This is a genomic window from Aliiroseovarius marinus (assembly GCF_004360145.1).
Lineage (GTDB): Bacteria > Pseudomonadota > Alphaproteobacteria > Rhodobacterales > Rhodobacteraceae > Aliiroseovarius > Aliiroseovarius marinus.
In genome coordinates, this window is record NZ_SAIT01000011.1 from 1 (window position 1) to 18,680 (window position 18,680).

Annotated in this window: 21 protein-coding genes and 1 tRNA gene; 13 read left to right on the top strand and 9 right to left on the bottom strand. The window is 60.6% G+C overall.

What is annotated here, in order from left to right; genetic code table 11:
• Positions 1-637 (top strand): cyclic nucleotide-binding domain-containing protein (locus EOL43_RS11960; RefSeq protein ID WP_205669549.1); only part of this gene is annotated, 637 nt, incomplete at its 5' end.
• 2 nt (positions 638-639) lie between these two features.
• Here EOL43_RS11960 and EOL43_RS11965 read toward each other — a convergent pair.
• Positions 640-1,152: an acyloxyacyl hydrolase gene (locus EOL43_RS11965; protein ID WP_133488895.1), complete on the bottom strand. Its 513-nt coding sequence runs from the start codon at positions 1,150-1,152 to the stop codon at positions 640-642.
• Positions 1,153-1,296: 144 nt separating this feature from the next.
• Between EOL43_RS11965 and EOL43_RS11970 the strand changes: the two genes are divergently transcribed.
• Positions 1,297-1,373 (top strand) — tRNA-Met (locus EOL43_RS11970).
• 79 nt (positions 1,374-1,452) lie between these two features.
• Here EOL43_RS11970 and EOL43_RS11975 read toward each other — a convergent pair.
• Genes EOL43_RS11975 through EOL43_RS11985 form a run of 3 tightly spaced genes read right to left on the bottom strand, consistent with a single transcriptional unit; the run spans position 1,453 to position 4,477 of the window.
• Positions 1,453-2,469 carry an ABC transporter substrate-binding protein gene (locus tag EOL43_RS11975; RefSeq protein ID WP_133488897.1) on the bottom strand — a complete coding sequence of 339 codons (1,017 nt, stop codon included), beginning with the start codon at positions 2,467-2,469 and terminating at the stop codon, positions 1,453-1,455.
• Entirely contained in the window at positions 2,439-3,815 is a 1,377-nt protein-coding gene (locus tag EOL43_RS11980; RefSeq protein WP_133488899.1) for a sensor histidine kinase, read from the bottom strand. Before EOL43_RS11980 ends, EOL43_RS11975 begins: the two co-directional genes overlap by 31 nt.
• Complete coding sequence (locus EOL43_RS11985; protein ID WP_133488901.1) at positions 3,812-4,477, bottom strand: response regulator transcription factor; 666 nt, start codon at positions 4,475-4,477, stop codon at positions 3,812-3,814. The genes EOL43_RS11980 and EOL43_RS11985 overlap by 4 nt, the downstream gene beginning before the upstream one ends.
• A gap of 118 nt (positions 4,478-4,595) precedes the next feature.
• Between EOL43_RS11985 and EOL43_RS11990 the strand changes: the two genes are divergently transcribed.
• The 4 genes from EOL43_RS11990 (at position 4,596) to EOL43_RS12005 (ending at position 8,895) form a co-directional block, all read left to right on the top strand.
• Positions 4,596-5,573, top strand: coding sequence for a tripartite tricarboxylate transporter substrate binding protein (locus tag EOL43_RS11990; protein ID WP_133488903.1), 978 nt, complete (start codon positions 4,596-4,598; stop codon positions 5,571-5,573).
• Between the two features lie 264 nt (positions 5,574-5,837).
• Positions 5,838-6,320 carry a tripartite tricarboxylate transporter TctB family protein gene (locus EOL43_RS11995; RefSeq protein ID WP_133488905.1) on the top strand — a complete coding sequence of 161 codons (483 nt, stop codon included), beginning with the start codon at positions 5,838-5,840 and terminating at the stop codon, positions 6,318-6,320.
• 11 nt (positions 6,321-6,331) lie between these two features.
• Complete coding sequence (locus EOL43_RS12000) at positions 6,332-7,846, top strand: tripartite tricarboxylate transporter permease (RefSeq protein WP_133488907.1); 1,515 nt, start codon at positions 6,332-6,334, stop codon at positions 7,844-7,846.
• Positions 7,847-7,878: 32 nt separating this feature from the next.
• Positions 7,879-8,895 (top strand): AbrB family transcriptional regulator, encoded by a 1,017-nt coding sequence (locus EOL43_RS12005; protein WP_133488909.1) that lies wholly within the window; start codon positions 7,879-7,881, stop codon positions 8,893-8,895.
• A gap of 36 nt (positions 8,896-8,931) precedes the next feature.
• On the opposite strand, the gene EOL43_RS12010 is transcribed toward EOL43_RS12005, so the two are convergent.
• Entirely contained in the window at positions 8,932-9,990 is a 1,059-nt protein-coding gene (locus tag EOL43_RS12010; protein ID WP_133488911.1) for a zinc-ribbon domain-containing protein, read from the bottom strand.
• 158 nt (positions 9,991-10,148) lie between these two features.
• On the opposite strand from EOL43_RS12010, the gene EOL43_RS12015 reads away from it, so the two are divergent.
• The 4 genes from EOL43_RS12015 to EOL43_RS12030 are packed head-to-tail and all read left to right on the top strand — an operon-like array spanning position 10,149 to position 13,064.
• Positions 10,149-10,823, top strand: a complete 675-nt coding sequence (locus EOL43_RS12015) for a cell division ATP-binding protein FtsE (protein WP_133488913.1) — start codon at positions 10,149-10,151, stop codon at positions 10,821-10,823.
• Positions 10,823-11,725 carry a cell division protein FtsX gene (locus EOL43_RS12020; protein WP_205669550.1) on the top strand — a complete coding sequence of 301 codons (903 nt, stop codon included), beginning with the start codon at positions 10,823-10,825 and terminating at the stop codon, positions 11,723-11,725. The genes EOL43_RS12015 and EOL43_RS12020 overlap by 1 nt, the downstream gene beginning before the upstream one ends.
• The gene (locus tag EOL43_RS12025) at positions 11,725-12,459 is read left to right on the top strand and encodes a lysophospholipid acyltransferase family protein (protein ID WP_133488917.1); all 735 of its coding nucleotides are present in this window, start codon (positions 11,725-11,727) and stop codon (positions 12,457-12,459) included. Before EOL43_RS12020 ends, EOL43_RS12025 begins: the two co-directional genes overlap by 1 nt.
• The gene (locus tag EOL43_RS12030; RefSeq protein ID WP_133488919.1) at positions 12,459-13,064 is read left to right on the top strand and encodes a pyridoxamine 5'-phosphate oxidase family protein; all 606 of its coding nucleotides are present in this window, start codon (positions 12,459-12,461) and stop codon (positions 13,062-13,064) included. Before EOL43_RS12025 ends, EOL43_RS12030 begins: the two co-directional genes overlap by 1 nt.
• A 3-nt stretch (positions 13,065-13,067) precedes the next feature.
• Here the strand turns inward: EOL43_RS12030 and EOL43_RS12035 are convergent, their stop codons facing one another.
• Complete coding sequence (locus EOL43_RS12035; RefSeq protein ID WP_133488921.1) at positions 13,068-13,403, bottom strand: carboxymuconolactone decarboxylase family protein; 336 nt, start codon at positions 13,401-13,403, stop codon at positions 13,068-13,070.
• Between the two features lie 86 nt (positions 13,404-13,489).
• Entirely contained in the window at positions 13,490-14,455 is a 966-nt protein-coding gene (locus tag EOL43_RS12040; RefSeq protein WP_133488923.1) for an acetyl-CoA carboxylase carboxyltransferase subunit alpha, read from the bottom strand.
• A gap of 193 nt (positions 14,456-14,648) precedes the next feature.
• Here EOL43_RS12040 and EOL43_RS15585 point away from each other — a divergent pair, with 193 nt between their 5' ends.
• Complete coding sequence (locus EOL43_RS15585) at positions 14,649-14,771, top strand: hypothetical protein (RefSeq protein ID WP_276320890.1); 123 nt, start codon at positions 14,649-14,651, stop codon at positions 14,769-14,771.
• Between the two features lie 43 nt (positions 14,772-14,814).
• Here the strand turns inward: EOL43_RS15585 and EOL43_RS12045 are convergent, their stop codons facing one another.
• Positions 14,815-15,330 carry a Spy/CpxP family protein refolding chaperone gene (locus tag EOL43_RS12045; RefSeq protein WP_133488925.1) on the bottom strand — a complete coding sequence of 172 codons (516 nt, stop codon included), beginning with the start codon at positions 15,328-15,330 and terminating at the stop codon, positions 14,815-14,817.
• A 69-nt stretch (positions 15,331-15,399) separates the two neighbouring features.
• A complete protein-coding gene (locus EOL43_RS12050) occupies positions 15,400-16,359 on the bottom strand; it encodes an L-malyl-CoA/beta-methylmalyl-CoA lyase (RefSeq protein ID WP_133488927.1) in 960 nt (319 codons plus the stop codon).
• 270 nt (positions 16,360-16,629) lie between these two features.
• Here EOL43_RS12050 and dgcN point away from each other — a divergent pair, with 270 nt between their 5' ends.
• Together dgcN and dgcA are read left to right on the top strand one after the other, a co-directional pair.
• Complete coding sequence (gene dgcN, locus EOL43_RS12055; protein ID WP_133488929.1) at positions 16,630-17,631, top strand: N-acetyltransferase DgcN; 1,002 nt, start codon at positions 16,630-16,632, stop codon at positions 17,629-17,631.
• 82 nt (positions 17,632-17,713) lie between these two features.
• The gene (dgcA, locus tag EOL43_RS12060; RefSeq protein WP_133488931.1) at positions 17,714-18,679 is read left to right on the top strand and encodes an N-acetyl-D-Glu racemase DgcA; all 966 of its coding nucleotides are present in this window, start codon (positions 17,714-17,716) and stop codon (positions 18,677-18,679) included.
• Position 18,680 lies beyond the last annotated feature (1 nt).

The following is an 18,680-nucleotide window of genomic DNA, read 5'->3' on the forward strand; positions in this document are numbered from 1 at the left end:
TACGCCGCCCTACTGGCCCACTTTTGCGCCGCCCTTGACAATGCTGTTGATCGGGACCGGGTTGTATATCTGGTACTACGCGGTCGTGTCCGATGACCCGCTTTGGTCGGCGATCTGGGCCAGTGCAGCCACTGGGATGGCGAACCTAATCGGCCTCAGCAATCTGTTGATCCGGAGATCCAGATGGATTTTGCCAAGGAGGGACATTGATATCTACCCGTCGTTCAGCGCATTGCCCCCGGGAGACTTCCGGAAGCTCATGTTGCTGGCGCAGCGCGAAAAACTGATTAAGGGCAAAGTGTTAACCACCGCCGGCGCTGCAGTGCCTGATCTGTACTATGTCATCTCAGGCTTGGTTGAAGTTCAGAAGCCGGATGGCAGTTTCTTCATGCACAGTGGCAATTTCGTAGGGGAAGTCGCGTTTCTGACCAACAACAAGGCGTCAGCGACGGTCATGATGGCCGAAGACGGGGAGTTGCTGTTCTGGGATGTGAATGAGTTGCGCGCACGGGCTGAGCGGGATGTGAGGTTTCGGTTGGCGTTGGATGCGATGATCTCATTGGATCTTGCGCGAAAGGTTGCGCAGGCTGGCGCACCGAAAGAAGCCGCCGAAGACAGTCTGGAAGCTGTCGTGTGATGTCACTGTGCGAAGCGAAGGTGAAGCGTTTCCAGCCCGGGATTCGGAATAGGATAGCTCAGCTCTCCGTTTGACCGATGGTCCAGAGACACCCCAACCCGTTCGCCGGTTTCACGATAAACGCCGGCCTCGATGCCCGAGCGAAACTCTAGCGGATACCCTAAGACGGGGCCGTTTTCCGAACGCATCCACCAGCCAGGCATGAAGCTGAGCTCGGCAAAGCCCGGTCCACTTGGCATGCGGAACTCGTTCACAGCCCCCGCGCCAATCCAGACATCGCCAAGACTGTCGACAGACACGCCAACGACGGGTCGGAAGGGGCCGAAGCTGACGGGCAGGTCATGGCGATAGTACACCTCGCCGCCAATCGAATCTGCCTCGAAAATGACGCTGCCTGCGGACATGGTGTGGCGTGCAATTTCGATTGCGGGTTTCACGCAGCCGCGGTCGCAGTGATTGACCCACATGTCAATCAGCCCGGTCAACAGAAACAGAATTGCCAGTGTGCCGTCCATGAAACCCTCATTTGTTCCCAAAGACTTAGCGAACTGCGCGCGCGAAGTCATCCGTCCAGTGCATGGGATGCATTTTGTAACAGTTTTTTTGCCGATTGCGCTTGAGCTTCCCGAAACCCGGGACTATATACAGCACACTACTGGCGCGGGATGGAGCAGCCCGGTAGCTCGTCAGGCTCATAACCTGAAGGTCGCAGGTTCAAATCCTGCTCCCGCAACCAAAATAGCGATCTATCGCTTTGATCAAAGCCCGCCTTTTTGGCGGGTTTTGTCATTTCTGGGGATGCGACCACGTCGGGCTCAGTTTTGCAAAATGGCGCTTTCCCATTCCGACAGAAAAGCGCGTTTCTTCAGCTGATCCAAGAACACCAGAAGTCCCGGACCGATCCGGATTCGATTTAAAGCGGCTTCGTTCTGGCTGAGATCTAGCGCGGGATTGGTCAGAAGCTGCGCATCTTGTCCATGCGATCGCGCCATCAGGTGATCCAGAAACAAGGCAGCCAGTTCAGACGATGGCGCATTGCTGGGAATCAGTGCGGTGCGCAGCATGACCGTGGTGAAATCGGACGGCAGTATGATGGCGAACTCGTCCCGATCTGCGCGGTTGATGGCGTAGCTTCCAAGGACATTGTAGGCGATCAGCAGCTCGCCGGACTTTACCGCGTCGATCATGTCGGACGAACAGCAATACAGCTGTGCATCCAGCGCGCCCATGACCTCGGTCAGGCGCCAATAGATTTCTGAGGCGCGCGTGTCTTGTGTGGCGAACAAATAGCCAAGGCCGGACTGGCGCACGTCATAGGTGCCAACGCGGCCCCGGAATAGATCAGGGTGCTGGCGTAGAAGGTTGATCAGGTCATTTCTGCTGTCGGGCACGGGCAAGTCGCCAAGGCCGGATTTGGACACGACGATGGCCGCCGGTTCCTGTGTGAAAGCAAACAGCATGTCATTCCACACGGCCCAGTCTGGTAGAGCGCTGTTGGCTGCGGGCGTGAAGCGTTGGGCCCAGCCGTCATTCGCCAGCTTGGTCTGTAGGTCCATCGCGCTGGACACAGCCACGTCAAACGCCTCGCCTTCATCCACAATCGCCTTTTGCAGTTCAGACGAGCTGACCACCGTGTACTCGATGGATGTGTTGGGGGCGGAGGCCAGAAAGGACGTGATCATCGGTTCAAAGAACGCGATGTCGGCGGTCGAGATGATCCGCAGTTCCCGGTCGCTATTCTCCGGGCCGAACCGAGCGACCTCTTCCGCCTCGAAGGCGCTGGCCCAGCCGGCCGCGAAGATCAGGACGAGGGAAAGACCAAACTGACGCATGCGCCGCCTCCTGGATTGTTCGTGATGTGCAGGGTGCCACCGTGGGCCTCGACCACCTCTTTCGCGATGGTCAGGCCAAGGCCGGACCCGACGATGTCTTGCGTGTTCGCACCGCGCGCAAAGCGTTTCGGAAGCACGTCCAATTCATCGGTCTGGAAGCCGGGTCCAGTGTCTTTGACGCTGATCTTTGCGCCGTCATCGGTGGTGGTCAGCGCCACATGGATTTCGGCCCCGGAGGGCGAATATTTTACCGCATTGTCCAACAGATTGTGCAGCGCGTTCTGTACAAGGATGGGGTCGCCTTTGATGGTCGCCGTCTCGACCTCGGTCGCTTCAAGCGTGACGTCCTTCAGTTCCGATGTCGGGCGCATGCGTTCCACAGTGTCCTGCACAAGGCGATGCAGGCTGATCTCTTCCCGCGCCAGATGGTCCAGCCGAAACGTCACCATCGCATGATCCAAAAGCTGCCCCGCTGTGCGCGAGCTGTCGTCGATGGCGCGGATCATTTCCCGCAGCGCTTTGCGGGTCTCGGGATCGTCGGACTTACGCTGTGCAACCTCGGCCTTGGTGCGGACCACGGCCAAGGGGGTGCGCACCCGGTGCGCGGCTTCGGCGATAAAGTCCTCGGACCGCATCAGGGATTGCTGCAAGCGTCGCATGAACGAATTCAGTGAGGCGACCAACGGCACCATCTCGGACGGGACGGGGGCGGCGACCGGGCGCAGGTCTTTCGGCCCCCTGCGCGACACTGAGCCCGTTAACCGATCTAGCGGACGGATCGTACTGCGCGAGATAAGCGCCGCCAGCAACACCGAGACCAAGAAGAACCCCGCCCCGATCCCCATTGACGTCCGCGAGATCCGCGCAAGCGCCTGTTTCTGCCCTGATAGTGTCTGCGCGACCGAGACCTTCAGGAAGCTTCGACCGGTATCCGTCGACATCCGCCGTTTCACCAGCACGACACGGACGTCCTCGCCCAGAAACGTGGTTGAAAGAAAGCTAGAGGTGCCATTCGGATCACCTGTGGGCTCCGGCAGGTCGGCGTAACCGCTCAGGAACTCGTCCTCAAGACGGATGGCATAAAACACGCGCTCGTCCGAAATGCTGTCGAGCATCGAGAGCGCGGAATAGGGCAGGTCGATGCTGATCTCGCCTCCGCTTAGACGCGCGCTGTCCAGAATGGACAGGGCGGACGCGGTCAACACGTTGTCTTGGCTTTCCTGCGCTACCTGCCGCGCTACGGATTGCACCACGAAGTACACAACAATCGCCAAGACGGCTGCACTTGCCAGAAGCGATAACAACAACCTGCGGCGGATCGAGCCATGTGCGACCGGCGTGCTCATGCGACCTCGAGCTTATAGCCGAGCCCGCGAATGGTCGTGATCTTCACGGTTGAGGCATCAAGGTGGCGACGCAGCCGCCCGATATAGACCTCGATCGCGTTTTCGGTGACGTCCTCGTCATAGGAAAACAGCCGGTCCACCAGCGTGGATTTTGAAAACACCTGCCCGGGCGCGTTGGCCAGAACCTCAAAAAGTCGCAGCTCGCGGGTGCGCAATTGGATGTCCTGATCGGGCAGTTTCAGGGTCCCTGACAGCGAATCGAAGCGGAGATTACCGAGGGTCAGCAGGTTCTGCGCGGCGCCTCCGCGACGGCGCATGACCGCGCGGCAGCGTGCTTCGAGCTCGGAAAAATCGATGGGCTTCACCATGTAATCATCCGCGCCAAGATCCAGAAGACCGACGCGATCCGCGACTTCAGACCGTGCGGTCAGGACGATGACTGGCGTGCTTTCTTCCTGCTTGCGATGCTGCGCAAGAAAGGTACGACCGTCGCCGTCCGGAAGCATAATATCAAGCAAAATCAAGTCGTAAGTTGTTGTAGCGGTGAAGTCATGCCCCGTCTGAATATCGGGCGCGTGGTCGACGACATGGCCATCCAGCATCAGCCTGTCCACGACAGCCTCGGCCAGTTGTTCGTTGTCTTCGATCAGCAAGAATCGCATGAAAGATTTTCTCTTTTTGCTCGTTTTTTAGTCGTGTCAGCTTTGTGTCAGCTTAGATTGTCACCTTCTTCCGACATGAGCGGCAAGCGCCGCCAATGTCAAATGGGAGGACATAAACATGAAATTCACATTGGGCCGTCGCGCCTTTATCGCTGCTGCTGCATCGCTCAGCCTTGCTGCTCCGGTTTTTGCTGATGACCACAAGGTCGTTGACAGCATTCACTTCCTGATCCCCGGTGGCGCAGGCGGCGGCTGGGACGGCACCGCACGTGGCACCGGCGAAGCGCTGACCGGCGCAGGTCTGGTCGGCACCGCATCGTATGAGAACATGTCGGGTGGCGGCGGTGGTAAGGCCATCGGTTACCTGATCGAAAACGCTGATAGCCAGCACGGCACACTGATGGTCAACTCGACCCCGATCGTGATCCGCTCGCTGACCGGCGTGTTCCCGCATAACTTCCGCGACCTGACCTTGGTCTCGGGCACCATCGGCGACTACGCGGCCATCGTTGTGGGCAAGGACAGCCCGCTGAACTCGATGGGCGACCTTCTGGCAGCGTTCGACGCGGATGCATCGGGCACCGCCATTGGTGGCGGTTCGGTTCCGGGCGGTATGGACCACCTGGTTGCAGCCATGGTGATGGAGGCCGCGGGCAAAGATGCGCTGGCCGTGAAGTACATCCCCTACGACGCAGGCGGTAAAGCCATGGCAGCCCTGCTGTCGGGCGAAATCGCAGCCCTGTCGACCGGGTTCTCGGAAGCCGTGGCCCTGGCCGAAGCCGGCGAGGTCAAGATCCTTGGCGTGACCGCGGACGAGCGTGTCGCCGCCTATGACGCCCCGACTATGAAGGAACAAGGGATCGATACCACCTTCGTCAACTGGCGCGGGTTCTTCGCAGCCCCCGGCCTGCCAGCCGACAAGCTGGCCATGTACCAAGAGGCCATCGCCAAGATGTATGACACCCCCGAATGGGAAGCCGTGCGCGCACGCAATGGCTGGGTCAACATCCACAATTCGGGCGATGACTTCAAAACCTTCCTGGAAGGTCAGGAGCAGGTCATTGGTGACCTGATGAAGAAGCTCGGCTTCCTCTAAAACACCGGGTGCGAGGGGCCAGCCCCTCGCGCTCCCCGAGGTATTTCGGGCAAGAGGAAGGGGAGAGCAAAGGCCCTCCCCACTGGAAGGAGACACCTTCCCCTTGCACGGTCATCGGCTCCTCAGCCTGTACCGTGCGGGGAGCTTAGCGGAAGAATGGTTAACAACCTCTTTCCTCTTGCCCAAAATACCTTGGGGTGAATTGAGCCGCAGGCTCAAGAGGGGCAACGCCCCTTCCCAACTATCGGAACAAGGAGGAACCTGATGGCTTTGGATCGCTGGGTATCATTCATCATTCTATGCGCCGCGCTGGCCTATGGCTATGCCGCCTTCTTCACAATGGACGCGTCTTTGCCGCCATTTATGCAGCGCAACCCGATCTGGCCAAGCACCTTCCCCAAGGTTCTGGCCGTGCTAACGATCGCCACGTCGCTGTTCATTCTGCTGGGGTTCGAAAAAGCTCCGGAAAGTGACCAAGAGCCGGACATCGATTATCGGCGTCTGGGGGACTATCACCTGGGCCAAGCGCTGACGCTCTTGGGCTTGATGGTGGCCTATGCGCTGCTGTTGCGTCCTGCGGGTTTCCTGTTCGCGACCTTCGCTTTCCTGTGCTGCGGCTCTTTCGCCTTGGGGGAACGCAAGTTTCACATCCTGCTGCCCGTCGCTGGCCTTGCCAGCTTTGTCGTCTGGTATCTGGTGGACGAGGTGCTGGGCATCTTCCTGCGCCCCTGGCCGTTCTTTATTTAAGGAGCTGAGACATGATCGAAGGACTTCTGATCGGCCTTAGCGCCGCATTCTCAATCCAAAACCTTCTGATGGTGATTGCGGGCTGTCTGATCGGCACGTTCATTGGCATGTTGCCCGGTTTGGGCCCGATGTCGATCATCGCCATTATGATCCCGGTTGCCATCACCATCGGGGATCCGTCGGCTGCCATCATCCTGTTGGCCGGTGTGTACTACGGCGCCATTTTCGGCGGCTCGACCTCGTCCATCCTGCTGAACGCACCGGGCGTGGCTGGGACCGTGGCATCCAGTTTTGATGGCTATCCGATGGCCCGAAAAGGGCAGGCCGGTAAGGCGCTGACCATTGCGGCCATCGCCTCGTTCGCGGGGGGCAGCATCGGGGCGCTGCTTCTGATGATCTTTGCCCCCATGCTGTCGACTGTCGCCCTGCTGTTCCACTCGGCCGAGTACTTCGCCCTGATGGTCGTAGGCCTGTCGGCCATCGCGGCCTTCGCGGGGACCGGCAACGTGGGTAAGGCGATCCTGATGACCTTGCTGGGGCTTGTCATGGCCACAGTGGGCGAAGGTGCCTTGTTCAACATGCCGCGGTTCACCATGGGGCTGATGGATCTGCAGTCGGGTTTCAGTTTCATTACGCTGGCGATGGCGATGTTCGCTTTGCCCGAGGCGCTGTTTCTGGTCCTGAATCCGAAACGGTCGGCCCAAGGTGCTAGCGGCAAGATCGAGAACCTGCGCATCACCAAAGAAGAGGGACGCAAGATCGCGCCGGTCATTGGCCGTCAGTCGATTCAAGGTTTCTTCATCGGGGTGCTGCCGGGAGCGGGGGCGACCATCGCATCATTCCTTGGCTATGCGGTTGAACGCAACATCGCGACCAAGGAAGAGCAGGAGGAGTTCGGCAAGGGTGCCATCAAGGGTCTAGCCGCGCCGGAAACCGCCAACAACGCGGCCTGCACCGGCTCGTTCGTGCCGCTTCTGACGTTGGGCATTCCCGGTTCGGGCACGACGGCGATCCTGCTGGGTGCGCTAATTGCGCTGAACGTCACGCCCGGTCCGCGCCTGATGATCGACGAGCCGCAGATTTTCTGGGCGGTCATCATCTCGATGTATATCGGCAACCTTGTGCTGCTGATCCTGAACCTGCCGCTGATCCCCTATATCGCCAAGGTTCTGGCCATTCCGCGTAACTATCTGATTCCGTTCATCCTCTTCTTCACGCTGATGGGCAGCTATATCGGACAGAACAACGCGACCGAGTTGTTGATCCTTGTGGGCATGGGCATCTGTGCGACGGTTCTGAAGTTTGCGGATTACCCGCTGGCGCCGCTGCTGATCGGCTTCATTCTGGGTGGGATGTTGGAGGACAACTTCTCGCGCTCGATGCAGCTGTATGATGGGATCGGGTTCATCTTTGACCGTCCGATGACCCTAGGCTTGCTGGTGATCGCGGTTCTGCTGGTGGTCATCCCAAGCTACCGCGCCCGCCGTGCGAAAGCGCGTCAGGAAGGCGTGGCAGAAGGGGATTGATGTCTATGTCGATTAAGGCGAAAGGCTGACGCATGTCGCGTGCCATGACCTTTCTGATCGCAGGTGCAGGCAGTCTGGGGTTCTTTATCCTTGGGCTGCCTTTGCCGTTCCTGCTTGGGCCAATGTCCGCCTGCCTGATTGCCGCCCTTGCGGGGATGCAGCTGAAGGGCGCTGGGCAATTCGGGCTGTTCATGCGGACCTTTCTTGGGGTCGCGGTTGGCAGCTCAATCACGCCCGAGCTTTTGGGCCGCATGCCCGAGATCGCAAGCTCGTTGGCCTTCGTGCCGCTATTCATCGCGACCATTGCGGTAGTGGGGTATCCCCTGTTGCGCCATGTCTTCGGCTTTGATCCCGTCACGTCGTGGTACAGCGCCATGCCCGGTGGGCTACAGGACATGCTGGTCTTTGGTGAGGAAGCGGGCGGCGACCCGCGCGCGCTGTCCTTGATCCACGCAACCCGCGTCGTCGTGCTGGTCAGCTGTGCGCCTGTCCTGATGCAGTATGTTTGGGGGCTGGACCTGAGCGTCGCGCCGGGGCAGCCGATGTCGGCCATCTCGCCCGCGCAGATTGCGATCATGGTCGCGGCCGGATTGTTTGGCTGGAAGTTTTTCGAACGGATCGGCCTGTTTGGTGCGTCCATTCTGGGGCCGATGATCGTGACCACCGCCTTGTCCTTGGCGGGCGTAATCGAGACGCGCCCCCCGGCCGAGATCATTCAGGCCGCACAGTTCTTCATCGGGATCGCCGTGGGTGTGAAATATGTCGGGATCACCAGCCGGGAAATCCGCGTGAATGTCTTTGCCGGCGTCCTCTATTCCGTCCTACTTGGCGCAATCTCGTTTGGATTTTTCATCCTGATCACCCGCTTGGAGCTTGCCCCGTCCCTTGATGCGCTTCTGGCCTTCCTGCCCGGCGGTCAGGCCGAGATGGTGGTGATCGCGATTATCGCGGGATCGGATCTGGCCTATGTCGTCACGCACCACATCCTGCGGATCGTGATTGTCGTGCTGTTTGCACCGGTAATCGGGCGCAAGTTTCCGGGGCGCTGAAACGCGCCGGAGCCAATCTGGTCAAGTTTCGGGGGGTTAGCCTTCGGACGAGGTATCCATCAAGCCACGCATCTTCTCGATTGCGGATTGCATGGCACCTTCCAGCCAAAGCCGGACGCTGTCGCCCATCGCGGTGTATTGGTCAAGCACGCCCTGCGCCTGCGGGAAGCGTTCAGCGATCTGCGGGGCCAGCACGTAAAGGCTGACCAGAAGCACGGCCAGCAGGATGGTCAGGCTGAAGCCGCGACGGAATCCTTTGCCGCCAGATGCGGTTTCACCGGCCATGGGGCCAAGATCGATGCGCGTGTCATCCGCGCCATCCGGGGCATCGAGGGTCGAGTTGATCTCTTCAATATCCGGCAGCATGTCGCGGCTGCGCAGGTCTTTCTCTTCGACCTCTTCCAGCGCGGCGTTTGCCTCGTCTTCCATTTTTTGAAGGCGGGCTGCAAGTTCGGCGTCATTGTCCCGTTGGGCCGCGTCCAGCCCAAGATCCGGCTGGGTTTCAATCCCTTGTTGGTCTGCCTCGCGGGCGCGCAGCTCTTGCTCGGCTTCTTCCTGCAGGATCTGTTTGACTTCTTCGCTGACCTCTTTGCGGGGCGTAGCGGCGACGGCGGGCATCGGAGTGTCCGCGTCGTCTTCATCATCGCCATCGTCTGCGTCGTCGGATTGGTCTGGTTCGACCTCTGCTTCGGCCTCGGGCTCGGCGTCCGCTTCTTTTGGCTGGTCTTCGGCTTCTGCCGCCTCGACTTCGGGTTCTTCGGGGGCAGCTTCGGGCGCGTCGGCTTCCTCAGCCTCGGCGACTTCTTCGCGGACCTCTGGATCGGCGCTGGGCGTCTCGTCCGGGGTGGGTTCGGGATCGGGTGTCGACGCGGGTTCCGGGGCGGATTCGGGCGCCTCTTCTACGTTTGCTGCAGCCGGTGCCGGGATCTCGATCTTCGGTTCAGGAGCTTCTTCGGCTTGGGCGGTAGCAGGCTTGGGTGGAGTGAAAAACCACGCGTGACCACAATTCGAACACTGAACATCACGGCCCTCTTCGGGCATCACGCGATCATCAACTTCGTACTGAGCACCGCAATTGGGGCAAACCAAACGCATTTTGTACCTATTCCCCTCAGACTGGCTGGAAATCTTCCGCCTCAATCAAGAGTAATATGAGCAAAAAGCTTGTGGAAATCAAACACTCGTGTGTCGCACATTGAAACAATCCGCTAGCTGAGGCACAACTGGCGCCAAGCAAGCACGAGGGCATCACATTGATCGAGCTGGAACAGGTCGCTTATGGCTATGGCACCGGGACGTTGTTGTCCGATGTGACCATGTCCTTGGCGCAGGGATCGTTTCATTTTCTGACGGGACCGTCGGGCGCGGGTAAAACCACGTTGATGAAGCTGTGCTATGGAGAGCTGGTCGCGGAACAGGGCAGTGTTGCGTTGTTTGGCCAGAATGTGCGCGAGATGCAGCGCGATGACGTGGCCGAGGTTCGCCGCCGCATCGGTGTCGTGCATCAGGACTGCCAGTTTCTGGATCACCTGAGCCTTGCGGAAAACATCATGCTGCCGCTGACCGTGTCTGGTCGCGCGTTGCACGACCCGTCCGAACTGCAAGAGCTTCTGGCGTGGGTCGGGCTGCAACAACAGGCCAACGCCAAGCCACCCGAGCTGTCCGGCGGGGAACGTCAGAGGGCGGCGCTGGCGCGGGCTGTGATCATGTCCCCGGATGTCATTTTGGCGGACGAGCCGACGGGCAACGTGGATTGGGACATGTCGGTGCGTCTGCTTCAGTTGCTGGTTGAACTGAACCGCATGGGCAAGACCGTGATGATCGCCACCCACGACATGAACCTGATCCGGTCGGCCAAGTCGCAAGTGCAGGCGCGGGTGCTGCGGATTTCGAACCATCAGGTAACAGCAGCGGGGGCAAATCTGTGATGACCCTTCTGTCCAACATCCTTCGATTTCTGTCTGGCGATGCGCAAGCCGACCGCGTGGTGCCGCCCACCGGGTTTACCGCGCGCCTGACGGTCTTTGCCTCGGCCGCGATGGCGTTTCTGGCGGTGTTTGCCTTGGCCTTTTCGCTGGCGACCGGACGTCTGGCCGACCGCTGGGGCGATGCCTTGGCGAAAAGCGCGACGATCCGTATTTCGGCCCCGGCGGACCAGATGGATGCCCAGCTGCTGGCCGTGACCGAGATCTTGGCAACCACCCCCGGCGTGAAAGAGGCGCGGCCCTTGGGCGAGGACGAACAGCGCGCATTGTTAGAGCCGTGGTTCGGCCCGGATCTGCCGCTGGATCGTCTGCCGATCCCGCGTTTGGTCGAAGTGATTGAAGATGACGAGGGCTTTGACGCCGCCGGGCTGCGTGCCCGTCTGGCGGGCGAAGCCCCCGGCGCCATTCTGGATGACCATGCCCGCTGGCGCGAGCCTTTGGTGAAAGCCGCCACGCGACTGCGGTCGCTGGGACTGGTGGCAATTGTGTTGATCACGGCACTGGCGGGCGTGGTGATCACGCTGGCGGCCTCGGCTGCGCTGTCGGCCAATGAACAGGTGATCCGCGTGCTGCGTCTGATCGGTGCGCGGGACAGCTATATCGCCCACGCCTTTGTGCGCCGCTACACGCTGCGCGCGCTTGCCGGTGCAGCGGTGGGCACTGTGATGGGCGCGCTGGCGCTGTTCCTGCTGCCCTCGGCCGGGGCCGAAGGCGGCTTCCTGACCGGGCTTGGCCTTCAGGGCTGGCAGTGGCTGTGGCCCCTTGTGATCCCCCTCTTCGCGGCACTGGTGGCGTTCCTGGCCACCCGCCAAGCCGCCCTGACAACCCTGCAGGAGAAACGCTGATGCGTCACGCAATTCAATGGCTGCGCTCGCTTCTGTTCATCACCCAGATGTACATCATGCTGCCGATCGTCGGCTTTATCGGTGTCCCACTTGTCTGGATCAAGCGCGACAATGCGTTCAAGGTGATCCGCTTTTACTGCAACTGGGTGCGCTGGACCGCGTCATGGATGGTCGGGCTGAAAAGCGAAATCCGGGGCGAGGTGCCGACGGGCGAGGTTCTGATCGCCGCAAAACACCAGTCGTTCTTCGACATCTTGCTGCTGGCCTCGGTCCTGCCGCGCTTGAAGTTCATCTATAAAAGCCAGCTGAAATGGGCGCCGATCATCAACATCTACGCGGTCTATACCAACTCGGTCCCGGTGAACCGCGGCAAGAAGGGCGCGGCGATCAAGCAGATGGTGGCCGCCGTGAAGGACGGGCAATCGAAACCGGGGCAGCTGGTGATTTTCTCGCAAGGGACGCGCGTCGCGGCGGGGGCCAAGAAACCCTATAAGGTTGGCACGGGCGTGCTGTATCGGGAAACTGGGCAGACTGTCATTCCCGCCTCGACCAATGTCGGCGTGTTCTGGAAGCGCCACGGGATCATGCGCCATCCGGGGCTCGCAGTGTTGGAGTTTCACGACCCGATTGAACCGGGCCTTGAGCTGAACGAATTCATGGAACGGATCGAAGACGTGGTGGAAAGCGGCTCGGACGCGTTGATGGAAGAGGCCGGATTTAAGCTGGAGAAATAATGGACTTCATCAAGACGACAGAGGCGCTCGAGGCGCTGTACGGAACGCCCAGCAAAGGCTCGCAGGTCAAAGTCGCACACGAGCTGACGCCGACCTATCGCCAATGGATCATGGCCTCGAAGTTTTGCATTCTGTCCACGGTTGGTCCTGACGGTACAGATGGCACCCCGCGCGGGGATGATGGCCCGGTGGTGACCGAACTGGACGCCCGCACGCTGGCGATGCCGGATTGGAGCGGTAACAATCGCATCGACAGCCTGCGCAATATTGTCCAAGACCCGCGTGCGTCGTTGATGTTCATGGTGCCCGGATCCGACAACGTGGTCCGCGTGAACGGAGAGGCGCGGATCACTGCAGACGACGCCTTTTGCGCCCGGTTCGAGAAATCCGGAAAACGCCCCCGCACCGTGCTGATCTTCCGCATTCACGAGATCTATGTGCAATGCGCCAAGGCCCTGATGCGCTCCAAACTGTGGAGCGCCGGGGATCAGAGCGGCGCGCTGCCCACCATCGGGGACATTTTGAAGGAAATGAGCTCGGGCGAGTTTGGCGGCGAAGACTATGACCGCGCCTGGCCGGAGCGTGCAGAACGGACCTTGTGGTAAGGCTTAGGCGCTGAACTGCTCATACGCCTCCCGCGCCTTGGCGCTGTAAGCCAGCGACGGGCCGCCGCCCATATAGGTCGTCATGGCCAACGCCTCGTTCAGCTCATCCAGCGTGGTTCCCAGTCGAACCAGAGACCGCACATGAAAGCCAATGCAGCTGTCGCAGCGGGTCGAGATCGCGATGCCGAGGGCAATGAATTCTTTGGTCTTTTCGCTGAGCGCGCCGTCGGTCTTTGCCGCAGCACCCATCTGGCCAAAGCCTTTCATCGTGGCCGGAACGTCCTTGGCCAGATGTCCAATATTACCTTCGGTTTCTGCAAGAAATGCTTTCCAATCCACGGGGAACCCTCCTGATCTGTGGTCCCGTGAATATTGTGCATGCGGGCCGGGCTTCCAACCCGCCCCACGAAAGCGTGAATCTGGTGTTAGGCGGCCAGACCTTTCGAACCCATCTTCAGGAACTTCTCGCGGCGTTCCTTCAACAGCGAATCTCCATCCTGACGCTTCATCAGCGCTTTCAGCTCGGCTTCGATGGCCTTGCCGACGGCTGCGATGGTTTCATCCCGACCGCGCTGGGCGCCGCCCATCGGTTCGGGGATGATGTTGTCGATCACGCCCAACTGCTTCAGGTCCTGCGCGGTCAGGCGCAGTGCTTCGGCAGCTTCGCGCATCTTCTCGGCGTCTTTCCACAGGATCGATGCGCAGCCTTCCGGCGAGATCACCGAATAGACCGAGTGTTCCAGCATCATGACCGAGTTCGCCGTGGCCAGTGCAACCGCACCGCCCGAGCCACCTTCGCCGATGATCACCGAGATCACGGGCGATTTCACGTTCAGGCAGCGTTCGGTCGAACGGGCGATCGCCTCGGACTGGCCGCGTTCTTCCGCACCTTTGCCGGGATAGGCGCCGGGGGTGTCGACCAGCGCCACGATGGGCAGGCCAAAGCGGTCGGCCAGATCCATCAGGCGGATGGCTTTGCGATAGCCCTCGGGGCGGGCCATGCCGAAATTGCGTTCGATGCGGGTTTTGGTGTCGTGGCCCTTTTCCTGACCCATGACGACAACCGGGATGTCACCGATGCGGCCCAGACCACCCATAACCGCGTGGTCATCAGCAAAGTTTCGGTCGCCTGCCAGCGGCGTGTATTCGGTGAACAGCGCGTTGATGTAGTCGCGGCAATGGGGGCGATCCGGGTGACGGGCCACCTGACATTTGCGCCACGGGCTTAGGCCTTCATAGAGTTCTTTCAGAAGCTTCTCGGCCTTGGCGTCCAGCGCTTGCGCTTCGCCTTCGACATCCATCTCTTCGTTGTTGCGGGCAAGTGCGCGCAGTTCTTCTGCCTTGCCTTCGATTTCAGCCAGCGGTTTTTCGAACTCGAGATAGTTGGTCATGGGCCTGCCTGATTACACAATGTTCATGACTATATGACGCTTGGGAAGCGGCTTTGCAACGGGGGGCGGGAAACCAGCCAGGCGGAATTGTCGATTCCAGCGACGGGAATCCTTGGCTCGCGCGTTTGTAGATCAGGTGGCCGCTTAAGCCATTTGGATCACGCCACGCCGAAAACGCGAAAGGAGCAGACGCATGACACACGCCGTATTCTCGAAACGCAGCGCTTTCCGGGCCTTCACGGCCAGCTATTTGGTCTTGCTGATGACCCTAAGCTTCGCCGCAGTTGCGACGTCCGAGGTGCTGGTCGGGCTGTAGGAACAGTGAGGGCGGCAACACGCCGTGCCGCCGCCCTGCAAGATCAGGACACGCCTGCGATTTCCAGCAGTTTGGCGAACTGCTCTTCAGTCAGAACCACGCGCCAGTGATCGGCGCAGTTTGACCGCATCATCACCAAATTGACCTCGTTCGCGCCGATCTTGTCGGCGATGGCCTGACGCTCGGCGGTGGGTTTGCCGTCCACGATGGCTTGGCGCAGGGCTGCGCGCAGCTCGACCGTCTCGGCCTCGAGCGCCTTGCGGTTCGCAGGCATGGTGGCGACCCAGTTCTTCACGTCCGCACGCTGTTCGTCGTTCAGCGCGAGCGCGTCCATGTTTTTGGCCAAAATGCCAGTCAGTTGGATCACCGGACGCGACAGGCCGGTCTGCGCGGGGTTGGAGGGTTGCATTTGCGCCAAAGCAGCCCCGGACAGGCCAAGGGTGAGCGCGGCGGCGATTAGAAGCGGTTTCATCTCTGTGTCTTTCAGTTTGGGATGCGTCCCCAAACGGGCCTCGTCATGACCCGCGCCCACCTTAGCCCCCGGCACGCGATTGCCCATGCGACCAGTTGACCGCGCACAAAAAAAGCCCCGCGTAAACGCGGGGCCAGTCGGGGAATATTCTTATGTTTAGCTGCCAGCGATCAGTTCGGACTGTGCCACGATCACCTCGGCCTGTTTGATCGACGCGATGTCGACCAGACGGCCTTTATAGACAGTTGCGCCTTCGCCATTGGCTTTCGCCTGTTCCATGGCGGCAAGGATCTCGCGGGCTTCTGCGACGGCTTCTTCCGACGGGGTGAAGACCTCGTTCGCCAGCGCGATCTGCTTGGGGTGGATGGCCCATTTGCCCACCATACCCAGCGTGGCCGAGCGTTTGGCCTGTGCGATATACCCTTCGTCATCCGAGAAGTCGCCGAACGGGCCGTCGACCGGCAGGATTCCGTGGGTGCGGCAGGCGGCGACGATGGCGGCTTGCGCCCAGTGCCACGGGTCGGACCAATGCTTCTCGCCGTCGCGCAGCATGTAATAGTTTTCCTGCGTGCCGCCGATTCCGGTTGTTTGCATGCCCATCGAGGCTGCAAAGTCAGCAGCACCCAGCGACATGGCTTGCAGGCGGGGGCTCGATGCAGCGATGGCTTCCACATGGGCGATACCGGCGGCGCTTTCGATGATCACTTCGAAGCTAACCGGCTTGGTGCGGCCCTTCGCGCGCTCGATCGCAGTGACCAGCGCGTCCACGGCATAGACGTCTTCGGCGCAGCCCACTTTCGGGATCATGATCTGGTCGATACGGTCGCCAGCTTGTTCCAGCAGGTCCACAACGTCGCGGTACCAATAGGGCGTGTCGAGGCTGTTGATGCGCACCGACATGTATTTGTTGCCCCAATCAATGGTGTTCAGCGCTTCGATGATGTTTGCGCGGGCTGCGTCCTTGTCCGACGGCGCCACCGAATCCTCGAGGTCGAGGTTGATCACGTCAGCGGCCGAGGCGGCCATTTTCGGGAACAGCTTGGTGTTCGAGCCCGGGCCAAACAGTTGGCAGCGGTTCGGGCGGGACGGGGCGGCGGGTTGCAGTCGGAAGGACATAGCGAGCCTCTCGGTAATGATGTTGCGATTTCTTGGATGCAATCGTTATTAAATTGCTGCGTCGCCCGCAAGGTTATTTTGCGCGCGCAGCATCTTGGGAGATTCTGGCGGATTTCGACATTGTGTCGAAGAAACTTGCTTGAAAGTGTCAATCCAACGCAAAATCTTGTGCATTTGTCGTGTAATGGAGTGAGTTCGCAAGAAAATCCGCTGGATAATCGTCAAAATGACGCGACGGATAATCCACCACTCATCGAAAGGGCCACGGCCATGATCAAGACACCGTATCTTCTGTTCCTGGGCGACGCGCCCGACCAACTGGCTGCTAAAGTGGCCATCGGCATCCGTGACTGGCGCCCTGAAAACGCCGTGGGTCAGTTCCGCATGGAAGGCTGTGGTGCCGATCTGGGGCTGACCGACATGACGTTGGCCGAAGCCAAAGCCGCTGGCGCGAAAACGCTGGTTGTTGGCGTGGCCAACCGTGGCGGCGTGATTTCCAAAGAGTGGAAGAAGGTGCTGGTCACAGCGCTTGAGGAAGGCTTCGACCTGGCCTCGGGCCTGCACAACCTGCTGCGCGACGAGCCTGATCTGGTTGCCGTGGCCGAAGCCACCGGACAAGAGCTGCACGACGTGCGCATCCCCGAGGTCGAGTACCCGATCGCCAACGGCAAGAAGCGCACCGGTAAGCGTTGTCTGGCCGTGGGCACCGACTGCTCGGTCGGCAAGATGTACACTGCGCTGTGCATGGACGCCGAAATGCGCAAGCGCGGCCTGAAGTCGACCTTCCGCGCCACCGGTCAGACCGGCATTCTGATCACCGGCGACGGCGTGCCACTGGACGCCGTGATTGCCGACTTCATGGCCGGTTCGGTTGAATGGCTGACCCCCGACAATGACGAAGACCACTGGGATCACATCGAGGGTCAGGGTTCGCTGTTCCACGTGTCCTATTCGGGTGTGACCATGGCGTTGATCCACGGTGGCCAGCCGGATGCCTTGGTTCTGGCGCACGAGCCAACCCGCGAGCATATGCGCGGTCTGCCGGAGTACACCCAGCCGTCGCTGGAAGCGCTGCGCGAAACTGCGCTGAACTTGGCGAAGGTGGCAAACCCGGATTGTCAGGTGATCGGCATCTCGGTCAACACGCAGCACATGTCGGATGACGACGCCAAGGCCTATCTGGCGAAGGTTGAAGCTGACATGGGCCTGCCCGCGACCGACCCGTTCCGCTATGGCGCGGGCAAGCTGGTGGATGCGCTGGAAGCGATCTGATAGTTCGTTAGCGGCTCTCGTGGCTGGGGGCTCTGCCCCCAGACCCCCGGGATATTTGTGACAAGAAAAAGAGGGCAGGCGCGTGAAGATTTCCGTTACCCCTGATGTGTTCAAACTGGCGCAGGTGTTCACCATCTCGCGCGGGTCGCGGACCGAAGCGAAGGTTCTGACCGTTCGGGTTCAGGATGGCGATCATGTGGGCTGGGGCGAATGCGTGCCCTATGCGCGCTATGACGAGAGGCTCGAGAGCGTGACGGACGAGATCATGGGCCTGCCAGCCGACATCACTCGCGCCGCGTTGTATGATCTGTTGCCTGCTGGGGCTGCTCGGAACGCTGTCGACTGCGCGCTGTGGGATCTGGAAGCAAAGCGCGCGGGCAAACGCGCGTGGGAGCTGGCCGGGCTGACCGCGCCGGGTCCCGAGATCACCGCCTATACGCTGTCTCTGGACGAACCGGCTGCGATGCAGGCGCAGGCCGCGAAGAACGCGCATCGTCCGCTGTTGAAGATCAAGCTTGGCACGCCGGACGATATGCCTCGGCTCGAGGCGGTTCGTGCTGGGGCGCCCAAATCGCGCATCATCGTTGACGCCAACGAAGGCTGGTCGGCCGAGGTCTATGCTGATCTGGCCCCGCATCTGGTGCGCTTGGGTGTCGATCTGGTCGAGCAGCCTTTGCCTGCGGGTGAAGATGATGCGCTGATCGGGATGGACCGCCCCGTGCCCGTCTGTGCCGACGAAAGCTGTCATGACCGCTCCAGCCTGCCCAAGCTGAAAGGCAAGTATGATGTGGTGAACATCAAGCTGGACAAGACCGGTGGTCTGACCGAGGCGTTGGCCCTGCGTGAGGCCGCCTTGGCCGAGGGCTATCAGGTGATGGTTGGCTGTATGGTCGGCTCGTCGCTGGCGATGGCACCCGCCACGCTGGTCGCGCAGGGGGCGATGGTCACCGATCTGGACGGCCCGCTGCTGCTGGCCGAGGACCGCGAGACGCCGCTTTTGTTCGACGATGCGGGCGTACACCCGCCCAGCGCCGCGCTTTGGGGCTGAT

Coding starts and splice junctions, on each gene's coding strand:
- EOL43_RS11965 (WP_133488895.1), bottom strand. CDS start 1,152: ATGGACGGCACACTGGCAATTCTGTTTCTGTTGACCGGGCTGATTGAC.
- EOL43_RS11975 (WP_133488897.1), bottom strand. CDS start 2,469: ATGCGTCAGTTTGGTCTTTCCCTCGTCCTGATCTTCGCGGCCGGCTGG.
- EOL43_RS11980 (WP_133488899.1), bottom strand. CDS start 3,815: ATGAGCACGCCGGTCGCACATGGCTCGATCCGCCGCAGGTTGTTGTTA.
- EOL43_RS11985 (WP_133488901.1), bottom strand. CDS start 4,477: ATGCGATTCTTGCTGATCGAAGACAACGAACAACTGGCCGAGGCTGTC.
- EOL43_RS11990 (WP_133488903.1), top strand. CDS start 4,596: ATGAAATTCACATTGGGCCGTCGCGCCTTTATCGCTGCTGCTGCATCG.
- EOL43_RS11995 (WP_133488905.1), top strand. CDS start 5,838: ATGGCTTTGGATCGCTGGGTATCATTCATCATTCTATGCGCCGCGCTG.
- EOL43_RS12000 (WP_133488907.1), top strand. CDS start 6,332: ATGATCGAAGGACTTCTGATCGGCCTTAGCGCCGCATTCTCAATCCAA.
- EOL43_RS12005 (WP_133488909.1), top strand. CDS start 7,879: ATGTCGCGTGCCATGACCTTTCTGATCGCAGGTGCAGGCAGTCTGGGG.
- EOL43_RS12010 (WP_133488911.1), bottom strand. CDS start 9,990: ATGCGTTTGGTTTGCCCCAATTGCGGTGCTCAGTACGAAGTTGATGAT.
- EOL43_RS12020 (WP_205669550.1), top strand. CDS start 10,823: ATGACCCTTCTGTCCAACATCCTTCGATTTCTGTCTGGCGATGCGCAA.
- EOL43_RS12025 (WP_133488917.1), top strand. CDS start 11,725: ATGCGTCACGCAATTCAATGGCTGCGCTCGCTTCTGTTCATCACCCAG.
- EOL43_RS12030 (WP_133488919.1), top strand. CDS start 12,459: ATGGACTTCATCAAGACGACAGAGGCGCTCGAGGCGCTGTACGGAACG.
- EOL43_RS12040 (WP_133488923.1), bottom strand. CDS start 14,455: ATGACCAACTATCTCGAGTTCGAAAAACCGCTGGCTGAAATCGAAGGC.
- EOL43_RS15585 (WP_276320890.1), top strand. CDS start 14,649: ATGACACACGCCGTATTCTCGAAACGCAGCGCTTTCCGGGCCTTCACG.
- EOL43_RS12045 (WP_133488925.1), bottom strand. CDS start 15,330: ATGGGCAATCGCGTGCCGGGGGCTAAGGTGGGCGCGGGTCATGACGAG.
- EOL43_RS12050 (WP_133488927.1), bottom strand. CDS start 16,359: ATGTCCTTCCGACTGCAACCCGCCGCCCCGTCCCGCCCGAACCGCTGC.
- dgcN (WP_133488929.1), top strand. CDS start 16,630: ATGATCAAGACACCGTATCTTCTGTTCCTGGGCGACGCGCCCGACCAA.